This window comes from Bradyrhizobium sp. SRL28 (genome assembly GCF_018596315.1).
Lineage (GTDB): Bacteria > Pseudomonadota > Alphaproteobacteria > Rhizobiales > Xanthobacteraceae > Bradyrhizobium.
The window spans coordinates 127,872-143,402 of sequence record NZ_JAHEAG010000014.1 but is presented as its reverse complement, the minus strand read 5'-3'; the positions used below and the strand labels follow the sequence as shown (position 1 = coordinate 143,402).

The 15,531-nt window shown below is 62.2% G+C and carries 19 protein-coding genes; 7 read left to right on the top strand and 12 right to left on the bottom strand.

Annotation, left to right across the window (positions count from 1 at the left end):
* Window positions 1-58: 58 nt before the first annotated feature.
* From KIP88_RS25080 to KIP88_RS25070, 3 genes are all read right to left on the bottom strand, one after another.
* Window positions 59-457: a gamma-glutamylcyclotransferase gene (locus KIP88_RS25080; protein WP_214490704.1), complete on the bottom strand. Its 399-nt coding sequence runs from the start codon at window positions 455-457 to the stop codon at window positions 59-61.
* 132 nt (window positions 458-589) lie between these two features.
* Window positions 590-1,402, bottom strand: a complete 813-nt coding sequence (locus KIP88_RS25075; protein ID WP_214490703.1) for a transglutaminase family protein — start codon at window positions 1,400-1,402, stop codon at window positions 590-592.
* Between the two features lie 2 nt (window positions 1,403-1,404).
* Complete coding sequence (locus tag KIP88_RS25070; protein WP_214490702.1) at window positions 1,405-2,316, bottom strand: transglutaminase family protein; 912 nt, start codon at window positions 2,314-2,316, stop codon at window positions 1,405-1,407.
* 102 nt (window positions 2,317-2,418) lie between these two features.
* On the opposite strand from KIP88_RS25070, the gene KIP88_RS25065 reads away from it, so the two are divergent.
* Window positions 2,419-3,225 carry an N-formylglutamate amidohydrolase gene (locus tag KIP88_RS25065; protein WP_214490701.1) on the top strand — a complete coding sequence of 269 codons (807 nt, stop codon included), beginning with the start codon at window positions 2,419-2,421 and terminating at the stop codon, window positions 3,223-3,225.
* 159 nt (window positions 3,226-3,384) lie between these two features.
* Window positions 3,385-3,930 (top strand): ester cyclase, encoded by a 546-nt coding sequence (locus KIP88_RS25060; protein ID WP_214490700.1) that lies wholly within the window; start codon window positions 3,385-3,387, stop codon window positions 3,928-3,930.
* A 21-nt stretch (window positions 3,931-3,951) separates the two neighbouring features.
* Here the strand turns inward: KIP88_RS25060 and KIP88_RS25055 are convergent, their stop codons facing one another.
* Together KIP88_RS25055 and KIP88_RS25050 are read right to left on the bottom strand one after the other, a co-directional pair.
* Window positions 3,952-4,137: a hypothetical protein gene (locus KIP88_RS25055; protein ID WP_308163635.1), complete on the bottom strand. Its 186-nt coding sequence runs from the start codon at window positions 4,135-4,137 to the stop codon at window positions 3,952-3,954.
* Between the two features lie 66 nt (window positions 4,138-4,203).
* The gene (locus KIP88_RS25050) at window positions 4,204-4,821 is read right to left on the bottom strand and encodes a LysE family translocator (RefSeq protein ID WP_214490699.1); all 618 of its coding nucleotides are present in this window, start codon (window positions 4,819-4,821) and stop codon (window positions 4,204-4,206) included.
* 96 nt (window positions 4,822-4,917) lie between these two features.
* Between KIP88_RS25050 and KIP88_RS25045 the strand changes: the two genes are divergently transcribed.
* The 5 genes from KIP88_RS25045 (at window position 4,918) to KIP88_RS25025 (ending at window position 9,116) form a co-directional block, all read left to right on the top strand.
* On the top strand, window positions 4,918-5,232 hold the full coding sequence (locus tag KIP88_RS25045) for a helix-turn-helix transcriptional regulator (RefSeq protein WP_214490698.1): 315 nt from the start codon (window positions 4,918-4,920) through the stop codon (window positions 5,230-5,232).
* Complete coding sequence (locus KIP88_RS25040; RefSeq protein WP_249790998.1) at window positions 5,225-5,755, top strand: SRPBCC family protein; 531 nt, start codon at window positions 5,225-5,227, stop codon at window positions 5,753-5,755. The genes KIP88_RS25045 and KIP88_RS25040 overlap by 8 nt, the downstream gene beginning before the upstream one ends.
* A gap of 81 nt (window positions 5,756-5,836) precedes the next feature.
* Window positions 5,837-6,037: a hypothetical protein gene (locus KIP88_RS25035; protein ID WP_214490697.1), complete on the top strand. Its 201-nt coding sequence runs from the start codon at window positions 5,837-5,839 to the stop codon at window positions 6,035-6,037.
* Between the two features lie 8 nt (window positions 6,038-6,045).
* A complete protein-coding gene (locus KIP88_RS25030; protein ID WP_214490696.1) occupies window positions 6,046-6,618 on the top strand; it encodes a Fic family protein in 573 nt (190 codons plus the stop codon).
* Window positions 6,619-6,887: 269 nt separating this feature from the next.
* Window positions 6,888-9,116, top strand: coding sequence for an ATP-binding protein (locus tag KIP88_RS25025; RefSeq protein ID WP_214490695.1), 2,229 nt, complete (start codon window positions 6,888-6,890; stop codon window positions 9,114-9,116).
* A gap of 259 nt (window positions 9,117-9,375) precedes the next feature.
* Here the strand turns inward: KIP88_RS25025 and KIP88_RS25020 are convergent, their stop codons facing one another.
* From KIP88_RS25020 to KIP88_RS24990, 7 genes are all read right to left on the bottom strand, one after another.
* The gene (locus KIP88_RS25020; RefSeq protein WP_214490694.1) at window positions 9,376-9,819 is read right to left on the bottom strand and encodes a hypothetical protein; all 444 of its coding nucleotides are present in this window, start codon (window positions 9,817-9,819) and stop codon (window positions 9,376-9,378) included.
* Window positions 9,820-9,821: 2 nt separating this feature from the next.
* Window positions 9,822-10,190: a nuclear transport factor 2 family protein gene (locus tag KIP88_RS25015; protein ID WP_214490693.1), complete on the bottom strand. Its 369-nt coding sequence runs from the start codon at window positions 10,188-10,190 to the stop codon at window positions 9,822-9,824.
* Window positions 10,191-10,274: 84 nt separating this feature from the next.
* On the bottom strand, window positions 10,275-10,745 hold the full coding sequence (locus tag KIP88_RS25010; protein WP_214490692.1) for a MarR family transcriptional regulator: 471 nt from the start codon (window positions 10,743-10,745) through the stop codon (window positions 10,275-10,277).
* Window positions 10,746-10,777: 32 nt separating this feature from the next.
* Entirely contained in the window at window positions 10,778-12,388 is a 1,611-nt protein-coding gene (locus KIP88_RS25005) for an acyl-CoA synthetase (protein ID WP_214490691.1), read from the bottom strand.
* Between the two features lie 140 nt (window positions 12,389-12,528).
* Window positions 12,529-14,055, bottom strand: coding sequence for an FAD-dependent oxidoreductase (locus KIP88_RS25000; protein ID WP_214490690.1), 1,527 nt, complete (start codon window positions 14,053-14,055; stop codon window positions 12,529-12,531).
* 37 nt (window positions 14,056-14,092) lie between these two features.
* A complete protein-coding gene (gene folE / locus KIP88_RS24995; protein ID WP_214490689.1) occupies window positions 14,093-14,710 on the bottom strand; it encodes a GTP cyclohydrolase I FolE in 618 nt (205 codons plus the stop codon).
* An 82-nt stretch (window positions 14,711-14,792) separates the two neighbouring features.
* Window positions 14,793-15,248 (bottom strand): GatB/YqeY domain-containing protein, encoded by a 456-nt coding sequence (locus tag KIP88_RS24990; RefSeq protein WP_214490688.1) that lies wholly within the window; start codon window positions 15,246-15,248, stop codon window positions 14,793-14,795.
* Window positions 15,249-15,531: the final 283 nt, after the last annotated feature.

Below are 15,531 nucleotides of genomic sequence, written 5' to 3'. Positions count from 1 at the left end.
AGCGCTACCGGACGATGCTACGCATCGCCTAGGCTGCACCGCGTCCGGGACACGGATATCACCTCTCCAGAAACTTCCCCGAGGCGATCTGCGGCAGGCCGGTGACCGGCCAGTTGTAGACATAGGTCCACGCTTCGCCGGCCGCGCCGTCGGCGTGCGTCACGGGCAGCATGCGGCGGAGATATTCGGTCGGCTCCGGAAAGCCGGCACCGCAGGCTTCATACATGTCGAACTCGCCGAGCAGCGCGTCGCGGTCGCGCAGGCGGTACAATTCGCCGAACACGATGTCTGCGGGATCATCCGACAGCACCAGCCCCGGATAATGCTTGATGAGGTAGAGCCGGCCGCGGCAGGTGGCCTCGCCCAGAAAATCCGCGCTGCGCGACAGAAGCTGCGCCATCGGATGGTCGAAGCCGCGCATCAGCGTGCCGTAGACGAAGAGACGATCTGAGATCATGGCTTTCTATGTCATTGCGAGCGTAGCGAAGCAATCCATAGCGGGCAGGCAGAGGCATGGATTGCTTCGTCGCTTCGCTCCCTTGCGCAAACGCTTCGCGTTTGTCGCAGGCAATGACGGTGAGAGAGTCCCCTAAGCCGGCACGACCTCTTCGCTGATCACCAGAAACTTCACCAGGTCCATCCGCCCAAAGCTGGTGGTCAGCGCGACGTCGGCGGCATCGCGGCCGGTGCCCATCAGGATGCGGCCGGCCCGGGGGACGTTGTGGCGCGCGTCGAAGGTGTGCCACTGGCCGGAGAGATAAACCTGGAACCAGCCGGAGAAATCCATCGGCGCGGGGTCGCGGGGAATACTGATGTCGCCGAGATATCCGGTGCAATAGCGGGCCGGGATATTCATGCAACGGCAGAAGGTCAGCGCCAGATGCGCAAAGTCGCGGCAGACGCCGGCGCGCTGCTCGTAGACGTCATGCGCCGATTTCATGTGATGGGCGTGCTGGTAGCCGAAGGTGACGTGATTGTGCACGAAGTCGACGATGGCCTGCACCCGCGCCCACCCGAGCGGCGAGTTTCCGAACAGCGACCAGGCGACATCGGTGAGCTTGTCGGTCTCGCAATAGCGGCTCGGCATCAGGTATTGCAGCACGTCGTCGGGCAATTGGTCGATCGGCAATTGCTGCGCGGTCGGCACCACCGCATCCGGCAGGCCGGAATCGCGCACCAGCGCGTCGCCCCGCAGCGTCAAGCCGCCGGCGGGCGCCACCAGCCGTCCGCAGACATTGCCGAAGCTGTCGCGGTAGAATCCGATCGGCACGTCAGGCCCGGCTGTGATCCGCTCGGTGCCGACGATGTCGGCAAAGCGCGACGGATGGATCGAGAGCATGATCACCATCGGCGTCGGTTGGACGGCCGCATACGAAATCTCGAATCCGACCTTGATCTCCATGCTCAGACCTTTTCCGCCTGCGGCGCTGCGCGCGGCTCGTCGCCGACCGAAACTACCCTGATGTGGACCTCCATCCCCGCAAAGGCGTCGGGTGAACCCAGATAGGCGCCGTGCAGCGGGATGGCCTGACGCGGATCGCGCGCCACGGCGACGCGGATCAGATCGCGGGTGCCGATGATGCCGTTGGTCGGATCGAACTCGATCCAGCCGGCGCTCGGCAGATAGACCTGCACCCAGGCATGGGTCGAGCCGCCGCCGACATAGCCATGCGCGCGGTCGCCGGGAATGAAGAGATAGCCGGACACGAAACGCGCGGCGATGCCGAGCCGGCGCAGCGCCTCGATCATGAACAGCGCATAGTCGCGGCAGGTGCCGGAGCCGGTCTGCAGCGTGTCGAGCGGATGCTGGGTGCCCTGCTCGTGGCGCTTGCGATAGCGGAACGCCTCGCGGATGCCATGGGTCATGCCGCTCAGGATGTTGAAGGTCGGCGTCGGCCCGTCGGGGTCGAGAAATTGCCGCGCCCAGCCCGACAGTTCGCCATTGGGATCGCCATATTGTGGCGTGATGAATTGCTGGAGGTCGGGAAACTCCTCGTCGTCGTAGAGAAACGGATAGAAATAAGCGGGATCGTCCGCGGTCAGCGCGAATTCGTCCTCCGGATTGTGCTCCACCGTGACCGTCGAGGTGAACGACAAGGTCTCGGCGCGCTCGTCGAAGGTTGCGATCGCGACGCTGTTGCCGAACACGTCATGGATCCAGCGCAGCCGCATCGGCTGCGGCTCGATATCGAGGCTGCTGGACAGCACCCGCAGATCATGGCCGTCGCGCGGGCGCAGCATGATGCGGTGCTCGCCGAACGCGACCGGGCGACTGTAGTGATAAACGGTCTTGTGGTTGATGGTCAGGAGCGGCATCGTCAAACAATCATCGATTCTGGTACATCTAATCTAGGCCGAATACTGCTCAATTGTAGATCGGGGTGCCGCTTCGATAGGCACTGCAATAAGGAAAACGCTTTGGACGCCGCCGCCAACACAACCCTACTCCTCAGCTCCGAAGATGTTCCTCCGGTCCGCGAATTCAACGCCGGGGGACGCTCGCCGTTCCTGTTGACCTGCGACCATTATGGAAGGCTGATCCCGCGCGGGCTCGGCGATCTCGGCCTGCCCGAGAGCGAGCTGGTGCGCCATATCGCCTGGGACATCGGGATTGCCGGCGTCGCGGAGGCGCTGTCAAAACATCTCGACGCCCATCTGATCGTGCAGCGTTACTCGCGGCTCATCATCGACTGCAACCGCCCGCCCCATGTCGCAGGCTCGATCCCGCGCATCAGCGAAGCCACCACGATTTCCGGCAACGAGGGCATTTCGCGCGAGGCCGCCGAGATGCGGCGCGCGCAAATCTTCGATCCCTATCACCGGCGCATCGCCGAGATCATCGATCAGCGCGCGCGCGCCGGCCTGCCGACGGTGCTGGTGTCGCTGCACAGCTTTACGCCCGTCTATGCCGGCATTGCGCGCCCCTGGCACATCGGCACGCTCTATCACCGCGACACGAATCTGCCGCCGCTCTTGCTGAAACTGTTGCGCGCCGAGGGCGATCTCGTGGTCGGCGACAACGAGCCCTATGCGGTCAGCGACGAGACCGACTACACCATCCCCGTGCACGGCGAAGCGCGCGGGCTGATGAATACGGGGATAGAAATCCGTCAGGATTTGATCTCGGATCAGGCCGGCGAGATAGCGTGGGCGGAACGGCTGGCGCGGATCCTCGTCGAGGTTGAAGTGGTGTTGCGACCGCTGCTGTTGGTTCAGCCTGGTTAGCGTAATGTCTCGACCATTGTTGGGTGGGTTGACAGCCGCCACTCTGGACCGAAAGCACTGCCGGTTTCCCTTTGGGGGAATCGACATAACTACCGATGACACCACCTGAAAGAAAACGCGCTGCCATTTCACCACGGATGGTGCGTTGGGAGTTCAGCCATGACTACACAGCCTTCCCCCCCTCAGTCCAACATCGAGCTTATCCGGAAAGCGTTCTCAGCATTGGGGCGCAAGGATGTGGATGCGGTTGTGAAGCTTATGCCGTCAGACTTCATCATAAATATAGCTGGAATGCCGTATCAAAAACGAGGAACCGACGCATGGCGTAAGCACGCTGAAATCCTCTTCTCGGCATTTCCAGACATTCAAGTAAAGATCGATGATATATTTGCTGGTGAGGACAAAGTTGCAGTTCGAGTGCGCTTTACAGGCACGCATGCTGGCGAATTCCTTGGAATTCAACCCACAGGAAAGAAAATAGAATACGAGAGCAACGAGCTATACCGAATTGCCGATGGGAAAATTGCTGAGGAGTGGATTTGCTCCGACATGCTTACGCTGATGGCCCAAATAGGAGGGCGGGGCTTTTCGATGGGCAGGCTCGCATCGATGTGGCTTGCTGGTTATCGGGTATGGTTCGCCCTTTTTCTCGGAGTTGCCATCGGCGCACTATCAATGGTGCTGCTGCGCCTCATCTTGTCCTGATCCGCGCTGGCGAATGATCGGTTAATTGTCGCCGTCGATCACCTTGACCTTGCGCACCTCGGCTTTCGAAACCACCACTTTGCCCGCAGCCGACGGCCATTCGCGCGCGGCCCGCACCTGCAGGGACTTGTAGGCGGCCGCAACGAGGAGCAGCCCGAGCGGGGCCAGCAGCATCGCATAGACGAACCACGGCAGATCGGGCAGCACGGCTTGTTCCCCAGAGACGGCTTGCGATTAGACGCGCCGCCCCCCCCCGGGTTCAACGATGGCCAGTCACTTTGCCCGTGTCAGTGCCAGCCAGATGCCGCCGCCGATCATGAAGCCGCCGGAGATGCGCGACACCAGCCGCGTCCGCTGCTTGGAGAAGAACAGCCGCGCCCGGCCGGCCAACAGTGCGTAGACCGCGTCGGTCGAGGCGGCGATCACCATGAAGGTGATGCCGAGCAGCGCCACCTGCGGGAGGTGGGGTTTTTCCATGTCCATGAATTGCGGAATGAACGCGCCGAAGAACACCAGCACTTTGGGGTTTGAGAGCAGCACCAGAAAGCCCTGCAGGAAGAAGCCGCCGCGCGGCGGCGGTGGCGGCTCGTCGGCATTGACGCCTTCGACCGGCGAACGGATCAGCTTGATGCCGAGCCAGATCAGGTAGGCCGCACCCGCAAAGCGCACCCAGTCGAACCAGTAGCCCATGGTCGCCATCAGCGAGGTCAGGCCGACCGCGACGATGCCGATCACAATGGCGAGGCCGGTCTGCGCGCCGGCGCAATTGATCAGCGCCGCGCGGGTGCCGTGCCGCAGGCCGTTTGCGATCAGAAGCGTCACCACCGGACCCGGCAACAGCGCCAGCGCGATGCAGGCGGCGACAAAGGCGAGATAGGCTTGAAGGGACATGGGGAACTCCGGCGGGCGAGCGATTTGGTCATTATGCATGGCGGCGCGAAAAACTCCAATTGACATGCAACCATCTGGTTGCCTATTATCTTACCCATGGATGAAGTCTTCAAAGCGCTTGCCGATGCGTCGCGGCGCTCGCTGCTGGACCGGCTTCACGCCAAGAACGGACAGACGCTGAACGAACTCTGCGACGGCCTCGCCATGACGCGGCAGGCGGTCACAAAACACCTTGGGATTCTCGAAGCGGCCAACCTCGTCGGCACGCTGAAGCACGGCCGCGAGAAGCTGCACTACATCAATCCGGTTCCGATCCATCAGATCGGCGAACGCTGGATCAGGAAGTTCGAGCGCGGGAAACTTGCAGCCCTCAGCGAGTTGAAACGGCAGTTGGAGAAGCGTGATGAGTAAGCGTACAGAAATTGATGTTGGGAAATTCAAGCCGGCGATCGTTTATACGATCTACATCGCCGCCACGCCCGAACAAGTATGGAAGGCACTGACGACGGCGGAGTTCAGCCGCAACTATTTTTCCGGCTTTGCGATCGAGGCCAACCTCAAGGTCGGCGGCGCCTTCATCGCCCGCGCCCCTGATGGCTCGGAGCATATCAGCGGCGAGGTAATCGAATGCGATCCGCCCAGGAAGCTGACCGTTACCTGGAACGTGAACTGGCCGGCGCTGGTGGAAAAGCTCGGGCCGACGCTCGTGACCTACGAGATCGAGCCTGCAGGCGACGTGGTCAAGCTGACGATGCTGCAGTCGCATGACCGCGACATCAGCGATGACATCCTGTCCGGCGGCCGTGCCGGCTGGCTCGCTATCCTGTCGAGCCTAAAGAGCCTGCTGGAGACGGGCCACGCGCTGGCGATCAAGATGGCGCCGCCGGAACGGATGCTGGCTGCGCTGAAGGAAATGGGGATCGGGACGCCGTAGGCGGCTCGCCTCCCCTCTCCCAATCATCACCAGCGCACGCCGTGCGTGCTATTGACGACGATTCATGGTAATCTTGCAGCTATGGCGAAACAGAAGAACGTTGCAAAAGGTGCGAAGTCTGGCCGGTTCGTGCTCGGAAGTGATCGCTTTGCCAAAATCAGCGAAGTCGAGGGTATCAAGCTCACGGCGGCAATGAAAAAGCGTGCCAGCGATGCGCGGAGCAAAGGCCTCACGGCGGAAGAACACCGCCGCGCGATTATTCGCAGCCACAGCAAGGGCTGACCGACCGCATGTATGATGCGATCGAAGATCCCTATACTTACAAGAACTCGACCGTCCTAGTGAACAAGCTCGACCTGCATGATCAGGCCGATCTCGATGCGTTTGAGGCAGAAATTTCCAGCGCCCGGGCGGAGGAGCCGCTACCGGACGGATCGATGGACTTTGAACACTACAAAGCTATCCATCACCATCTGTTTCAAGACGTCTATCACTGGGCGGGACAGGTTCGTACCGTCAGGATAGCAAAGGGCGGCAATCCATTCTGCTTTCCCGAAAACATCGAAAGCCAAGCCATCAGGCTGTTCGATAACTTGCGATTGGCGAATTACCTTCGGAATCTCGATAGGCAAACGTTCGCAGACAAAGCCGCGCATTTCCTGGCAGAGCTAAATGCCATCCATGCTTTCCGCGAAGGAAACGGCCGGTCACAGCTCACCTTCTTCGCCCTGCTGGCCGACCATGCGGGCCACCCGCTCAAAATCGAGAAACTGAATCCTGACGAAATGCTGGCGGCGATGATCGCCAGTTTCGATGGCGCCGAACGCCGGCTGGCCGATGTAATCCATGGTCTGATTGAATGATTGTGCAGCGGGACGAGTCGTCCCTGCGAACGCAGGGACCCATACTCCGCGGCCATTCTTGTTGGAACGAACTAGGTAACGACCAGCCTGCAAAACAATTAGGCCGGTGGTTATGGGTCCCTGCTTTCGCAGGGACGACGGCGGCGAAAGCCGCGTCCCCTGCCGTTCTTTCGCGAGTGGACTCAGACCTGCCTAAGGGATATTCCAGCGCGAGCATTTCGAACACGCTGCTCGCACGCAGATTTCGCTGATCCAAGAACGACGCACCGATGAGCCTGCGCACCCGGCTATTGATACTGGTTATCGCTGCGATGCTGGTGCCGGCCATCCTGGTAGGACTGCGCTTCGTCCAGAATCGCACCAGTGACATAAACGCTGCGCTGGCCAGCCTCTCGGCGACCGCCAACGATATTCTAGGCGATCTCGATGAGAAAATTCAGGGCACGGCCCAGCTTCACTATGGCCTCGCCCGCGCCCGCGATCTCGATACCAGCGACAAGGCGGCCTGTTCGGCGTTCCTGTCGGCCGTGCGCGAAGAATACACGCGGTTCACCGGCATATTGACCATCAATCCGGACGGCAGCCTGTTCTGCGACTCGCTGCGAACCAACCGGACCCTCGATCTCAGGGATCGCGCCTACTTCAAGCAGGCTCTGGTTACACACGGCGCCGTCACGCTCGAGCCCGTGTTCGGCCGGCTGACGGGGATCTCCGTGCTGCAGATCGCCTATCCCGTGCGCGCCGAATCCGGCGAGCTGAAATTCATCCTGCTCGCCTCGTTCAACCTGAAGAAATTCGCTGACGATCACGGCAGGCGCCTGTTGAACGACAGCGAGATTCTGCTCGTTGACAGGAAAGGCATGGTCCTCGTCGCGCCTGAGGGCAAGGGCTGGACCGAGCCCGCCGGCGCGTCGATTGCAAATTCGGAGCTGTTCCGGTTTGCGACCTCAGCGAATCGCGAGCCGTTCCACGAAGTGACCGGGCACGACAGCCGAGCCCATGTCTGGGCCGCGGCGAGTTCCCCTCCGCTACGCGATGCCGGACTCTATATCCTGGTCGGACGACCCAAGGACCGTCTGGTCGCCGCCGCCAACAGCCACCTGTACGAGGACCTGGCGATGCTTGCGGTGGCCTCGCTGCTGTTGTTCGCAGGCGTATGGATTCTGGCGACCGTGAGCGTCGGCCGTCAGGTCGGACGGCTGGCGGCGATGGCGACGAAGCTCGGGCTTGGCGACCTCAGCGCGCGGATTGCGCCGCCCCATCCGCGGGGCGAACTCGGCGGGCTGATGACGCTACTCAACGGCACCGCCGAGTCGCTCGAGCGCCAGCGCGCCGCCATCGATGAGCTCAACCAGAAGCTCACCCAATCCCAGAAAATGGAGGCGATGGGTCAGCTCACCGGCGGCGTGGCGCATGATTTCAATAATCTGCTGACCGTCATTCTCGGCAATGCGGAACACCTTGCCGAGAAGCTGGCGGCGCACAAAGAACTGCACGGCATCGCCGAGAGCATCGCGACCGCCGCCGAACGCGGATCGGACCTGACGCGGAGCCTGCTCGCGTTCGCGCGCAAGCAGCCCTTGATGCCGAGAGACATCGACATCGGCCAGAAAATCGTCGGCATGGAGCAATTGCTGCGCCGGACGCTCGGCGAACATATCGAGTGCGAATTCCGGCTTGATCAAAACCTGTGGCAGGCCAGCGTCGATCCCGGCCAGCTGGCCTCCGCCCTGCTCAATCTGGTGCTCAACACGCGCGACGCCATGCCATCAGGCGGCACGCTGACGGTCGAGGTGAAAAATACCTCGCTCGGTGAATCCGATGTGGACGTCAACGGCGAGGCGCGGCCCGGCGATTATGTCATGGTCGCCGTGACCGATACCGGCACCGGCATGACGGCCGACGTCGCCGGCCGCGCCTTCGAGCCGTTCTTCACCACCAAGGAAGTGGGCAAGGGCACCGGCCTCGGCCTGAGCATGGTGTACGGATTCGCCCAGCAATCCGGCGGGTCGATGCAGATACGCTCCGATCCGGGGGATGGCACTGTCGTCAAGCTGTTCTTTCCCCGCGTCGGGGCGCCTCAGGCGAGCGCCGCGCCTTCGGCCGGTCAGCAGGCCACGCTCAGCGGCAGCGAAACCATTCTCGTCGTCGAGGACGACGACGTGGTGCGCGGCTATGTCGAGAGCGAATTGAAGGCGCTCGGCTATCGCGTCATCGTGACGTCAAGCGCGCCCGCGGCACTCGCCATATTGCGCGGCCCCAAGGAGATCCACCTCCTGTTCACGGATGTCGTGATGCCCGGCGGCCTGTTCGGAACCGAGCTTGCGAAGGAGGCAGCCCGCCTGCGGCCACACTTAAAGATCCTCCTGACATCAGGCTATACCGAGCATCCCGTCGACGCGATCGACGGCGGCGGCCGCGAGGTGCGGATCCTGAACAAGCCCTACCGCCGGCACGATCTGGCGTCGATGCTGCGCTCGGTGCTCAAGGCGAATTGATCGGGCCAGGCACACGCTCCCTCAGGAGGTCGTCCCTGCGAACGAACGCAGGGACCCATACTCCGCGGCCACTGTTGTTGGAAAGAAAGCGGATAACCGCGAGCGTGCAAACCAATTGCCGCCGGTGGCTATGGGTCCCTGCGCCCGTGCGCAATTGCGCACTAGGCAGGGACGACAGTGAGCGTGTGCGACGACGGTAAGCTGTGCGCCCTATCCCAGCGCCCCACTCTGCAGCGGCCGGCATACGGGATTGCGCTTGTCAGGACCGGGACACGAGCAGCAGGGCGACAACAAGATTCGCCACGAACAGTATCGCATCGATGGCAAAAATCCGAAGCATCGGGCCCTTCAACACGGGCCAATACGCCACCCCGACCCGTCCGCCACGCATCAGGACCGGAAGGTTGTAGGCGAACTGGCTGAAGTGACACGCGGCAAAGAACAGGAATAACGCAAGCTGCGCGTCGTACACCTGAAAGAAGGGCGGCCGGAACACCAGGAGATACAACGACAGGAAACCGATCGGCAGATTGATCGCGCCCAGAAATGCCACGCTGGCCGACAAGGTCGGGGCGATTGGATTGCCACGCTCCTCCCGGGGCACCAGTATCTTCAGCGTATTGCCCTGCGCGATGCTGAACTGCATGAACGCGGCACCGAACCAGAGCGTGTTGAGGAGCAGGACAAAATCCGAAAATCGCATGGCTACTTTCCGTAGAAGGCCTCGCTGCGCACCACACGTCCGGCACCGTCGAAGTCCATGAACTCGCTGGCGCGGCTGTCGCCCAGTTGCCACCACACCGTCAGGCGCGCGATCGTGTCGTCCCAGCTCCAGTTCAGGATTTTCAGGTCTGCGCTCTCGATGCCGCCGTAAGCCCTCTGCCAGTAGGCGCGGATGTTCTCGACGCCTGCGACTACCGGGGACTCCGTCAATTTGAGCGCCAACGGGCTGCGCATCTCGGCATTTTCGGCGAAGTGCGAAACCACCGCGTCGATATCGACCTTGCGCCAGTTCGCGCACCACGCCTCGACAAAGCGTCCGGCCGCCGCGCGGTCCATTGTCTGTCCGCTCATGCTTACGCCCTCCCTCGGTGCAACTGCCGGGAAGAAATGACACGGGGCGTCTCTCACGTCAACTATATTGACATGAGAAAATTGTCAGTTGTTGTCGGCAATGACCCCCATGACGGCCATCCAGGCGGCAGCGCCGGGTGGGCCGACACGATCGAACGCCTCGCGCAGAACCTTGCGCTCATGGTCCGATGCCCGTTGCTCAATGCGTTTTCCTGCTTCCGTCAGCCGCAGCAATTTGGAGCGATGCTGCTCGGGCGACCGCTTCGATGTCAGGAGTTTACGCTCCAGCAACAGGCTTAGCGGCCGATTCACGGCTTGCTTGGATATGCCGAGGACATCGATCAGCGCGCCGATCGAGATGTCGGGCTGTCGCGCGACCACGTAGAGAATGCGATGGTGCGGACGTGAGAGGCCGAGCGTGGCGAGATACTGGTCGGCCGAGAGCGTCATGCCACGCCAGCCGTAATACATGAGCTCCAGCGCCGCGTCCAAATCGTGGAGCTTCCTGAGCGAGGCGCGGTGCAGACCCGCGGCGTGAGAAGCATTTTTTTGCATGTACCTACCGCATCGAATTGACCGAAGAGAATCTAGCCCAGCGCCCGTAATTCACGCCGTAACACCTTGCCCGTCGCCGTCATTGGCAGCGTCTCGGCGAACTGCACGAAGCGCGGGTATTCGTGGGCGGCGAGCTGCACCTTGACGAATTCCTGGATCTCGCGCGCCAGTTCGTCGCTCGCCGCAAAGCCCGGGCGTAGCACGATCCACGCTTTAATGGATTCGGTGCGTATCGGATCGGGAATGCCCACCACCGCCGACATCGCCACCGCCGGGTGCTTCATCAGCGTGTGCTCGATCTCCGACGGACCGACGCGATAGCCGGCAGTAGTAATGACGTCATCCTCGCGGCTGACGTACCAGAAATAGCCGTCCTCATCCCGCACGCCGAGATCGCCGGTGAGCAGAAATTCGCCGGCATATTTCTTCGCGGTCGCGTCCGGGTTCTTCCAATATTCGATCATGGTGCAGGGACAGGGCTGGCGCACGCCGATGATGCCGCGCTGTCCGCGCGGCAATTCCTCGCCCTTGTCGTTAACGATGCGAACGTCGAAGCCGGGCGTCGCCTTCCCCATCGCGCCGGGGCGGATCGGAAACAGGTTCGAATTGCTGCCGATCACGAGATTGCATTCGGTCTGGCCGAACACTTCGTGCGCATCGATGCCAAACGTTTCGCGCACCCACCCCAACAACTCGCCGCCCAGCGATTCACCGCCGGTGAAGATGCTGCGCAGTTTCACGCCGGGATTTTTCACAGCGGCCTGCCGCATCAGTTTCAGCGCGGTCGGCGGCAGGAACGTGTTGCGGATCCCAAGCTCGGCCATCATCACCATCGCCGCCTGCGGCTCGAATTTGCGCGCGCGATGGCCGACCAGGGGAATGCCGTGATACCAGAACGCGAACAGGGCGTTGATCAGCCCGCCGATCCAGGCCCAGTCGGCCGGCGTCCACATCAGGTCGCCCGGCTTGGGAAGGAAGTTGTGGCACATCTCGACATTCGGCAGATGGCCAAGCACGACGCGGTGCGCATGCAGCGCGCCCTTTGGATTTCCTGTGGTGCCCGAGGTGTAGATGATCAGGGCGGGATCGTCGGCCGAGGTGTCAACGGTGGCAAAATCCGGCGATGCCGCCTTCAGGGAAGACCAGAAGGGCTTTGTTCCGGCTGGCGCCTTCCCGCCGATGACATAGACGTTCTTCAGCGCGGGAAGACGATTGCGGATTTTTGCAAGCTTCTCCCAGCCGGATTCATCGGTGACGATTGCTTTGGCTTCCGAATTCGACAGGCGGAATTCCAGCGCGTCCTCGCCGAACAGCGCAAACAGCGGGATCGAGATCATGCCCGAGCGGAACGCCGCGAGATGGGCGATCGGCAATTCGAGGGACTGCGACAGGAACACCGCGACGCGGTCGCCGCGCGCAAGACCATCGGATTTCAGGACGTTCGCAAAACGGCACGACTGCTCGGCAACTTCGTCGAACGAGGTGCGCGTGGTCGCGCCGTCCTCATCGACGTAAACCAGCGCCAGCCGACCGGAGCCGTCGGCATAGCGGTCGCAGCAGGCGGTCGCCATGTTGAAGCGCGCAGGGATATCCCAGCGAAAGTTGCGGTAGAGCTCGTCGTAGGTTGAGGCTTCGGTGAGCATCGGCCTTGGTCGTCCCTGAATTTTCCGTCATGGCCGGGCTTGTCCCGGCCTTCCACGTCTTTGCTGCGATCAATCTTAAAGACGTGGATGCCCGGGACAAGCCCGGGCATGACGTGGAGAGACGTTATCGTCGCCCTGACTTAACGAGACTGCGCGTTCTCCATCGCCAGCTCGGCCTCGAGACTTGCGACGTCGCGATAGATCGAGGAGACCGCGAGCACACGGCCGTTACGCTTGTACCGCAGCAGGCAATCCTTCGCGGCGATATTGCCGTCCACGGCTATTTCGTCCCATTTCTCGGCGTGACCGACATAATTGATCGGCACATCATAGTGCTGGCTCCAGAAGAACGGCACGGCATCGAACGGCTCGCGCTGCCCGAGCATGTTTCGCGCGGCGGTCTGGCCCTGACGCTCGGCCACCACCCAATGTTCGACGCGAATGTTTTCACGGGAATGCGGATCGGGCCAGCGCGCGATATCGCCCGCGGCATAGATGCCGGGTACGCTGGTTTCGAGATAGGCATCGACGGTGACGCCGCGATCGATCGCCAACCCTGCCTTCTCGGCCAATCCGAGGCGGGGGCGTACGCCGACACCGACCACCACGATATCGGCCTCTATCGCGCCGCCGCTTTTCAGCGTCGCGCGCTTGCCGTCGATCGCGGTGACGGTGTCGCCGAGATGGAAGATGACGCCATGCTCTTCATGCAAGGCACGGACGAAGTCGCCCATTTCGGGCCCGAGCACGCGCTCCATCGGCCGCTGCTCCAGCCCGACGACGTGAACCTCGACATTTCTGGCGCGCAACGACGCTGCGGCCTCTAACCCGATAAAGCTCGCGCCGATCACGACCGCCCGTCGCGCGCCATCGGCCAAGGCAATGATCGCGCGGGAATCGGCCAGCGAGCGCAGCACGTGCACATGGGGCTGATCCATGCCTGGTATCGGCAGGCGCACCGGCTCCGCGCCGGTCGCCAGCAGCAAGCGGTCGTAGGGAATGGTCTCACCGCCCGATGTGACGACATGGCGTGCGTTGGTGTCGATTGACGTGACCTCGGTGTTGAGCCGCAGATCGATCTTCGCCTCGGTGTAGAAATCATCCGGCCGCAGCGGCAGCCAGTCCTCCGGCGCGCTGCCGGCGAGATAATCCTTTGAGAGGTTCGGCCGGTCGACCGGTGCCGCAGCCTCGGTGCTCAGCATCACGACGCTGCCGCGATAATCCTGCCGCCGCAGCATCTCGGCTGCGGCAAAGCCCGCCGCGCCACCGCCGACGATCACGATCTTGCCGGGAGCATCGGTGGCGCGCTTCACCTGCGGTTTGGGCTGCTCGCGCTTTTCCCGAACGAAGACGCGCTCACCTTCCAGTTCGACCTTCCAGACCGCGACCGGACTGAGCGCCGGCGCACGGGTAGCTTCGCCGGTGCGCAGGTCGAAACAGGCGTGATGCCAGGGACAACGGATGCCCTCGCCGGTCACGAGGCCTTCGGCGAGCGGCCCGTGATAATGGCTGCAATGGGCGCCGATCGCGAAAATCTCGGAGCCCGAACGCACCAGCACGATTTCATCGTCGCCGACATGGCCGAGCAACATTTCGCCAGCGAATTCGGACAGGGGTATGCCCTTGGACAGATCGGGACCGGCGGGAGGCGCTTGCTGATCGGCCATCTCTTCCTCCGCTGTGTCTTGCTCCGCTCGCGTTGCGCTATGTCGCCATTCCCAAAAATTCCTGGCGGGTCAGCGCGTTGTCGCGAAAGCATCCCAGCATGCGGCTGGTCACGAGGTCGGTGTCCGGCTTGTGCACGCCGCGCGTCGTCATGCAGTGATGCGACGCCTTGATAATGACGCCGACGCCCTGCGGTTCCAGGACGTCATTGATGGTGTTGGCGATCTGCGCGGTCATCTTTTCCTGAATCTGCAGACGCCTGGCATAGACATCGACGACGCGCGCCAGCTTGCTGATACCGACCACGCGGCCGTTTGGAATATAGGCCACCCAGGCCTGGCCGATGATCGGCGCCATGTGGTGTTCGCAATGGCTCTCGAAACGGATGCCGCGCAGCACGATCATCTCGTCATAGCCTTCGATCTCCTCGAAGGTCTTTCTCAGGATTTCGACGGGGTCCTGTCCGTACCCTGCGAAGAATTCCTCGAACGCGCGCGTTACGCGTGCCGGCGTCTCGCGCAGGCCGTCCCTATCAGGATCTTCGCCGGTCCATCGGATGATGGTGCGCACCGCCGACTCGACCTCGGCCCTATCGGGCCTTTGGATTTCGGACGGCCGTGCTCTTGCGCGATCCAGTGCATGTACGTTCGGATTCATTGAGATGCCTTTTCACGACGATTGCCAACGGAGCTTGAACCCGTTGGATGCTGCGTCGACGGAAAGGTTCCCGAGGAAAAAGCTATCCGGTCAGCGCCGCCTTCACCATGCCGCTGGCTTTTCCGAAATCCATCTGCCCGGCGAACTTCGCGCGCAGCACGCTGATCACCTTGCCCATGTCCTTCATGCCGGCAGCGCCGGTTTCGGCGACCGCGGCCGATATCGCGGCCTTCATCTCGTCCTCCGACATCTGCTTGGGCAGATAGGCCGAGATGATCGCGATCTCCTCGCGCTCCTGCGCAGCCAGTTCGGCGCGGCCGCCCTTGTCGTAGAGCTCGACCGATTCCTGGCGCTGCTTGATCATTTTCTGAAACACGCCAAGAAGATCGGCGTCTGACAGCGGCGGCTTGCCCTCCCCGCGCGCGGCGATGTCGGCGTTCTTGATGGTCGAATTGACCATGCGCAGCGTGGAGAGCTTGCGCTCGTCCTTGGCCTTCATGGCCTCCTTGACCGCGTTGTTGATGTCGTCGCGCAGCATGGTCGCCTCACTAAAATGGTGCCGCCGGAAGGCTCTTGGTCTATCGGAAGATTCCGCGTCTATATAGGGGCTGCGCGCGCCACGCCACTGGCATCACGGGGCGATCCGCAGGCCGACAAGGCTGGAAATCGGCGGGATTGGCTAAGGCGAGCCGGGCCGATTCGGACCGATTTGGCCAAAAAACGCTGACGCGGCGGAACCGGCTGTCAAATATGCGGCAAACGCATGTGAATCCACGTCTTCCGGCTTTGACGGGCGGGGGCGCTTGCGACTATGAAGTGCG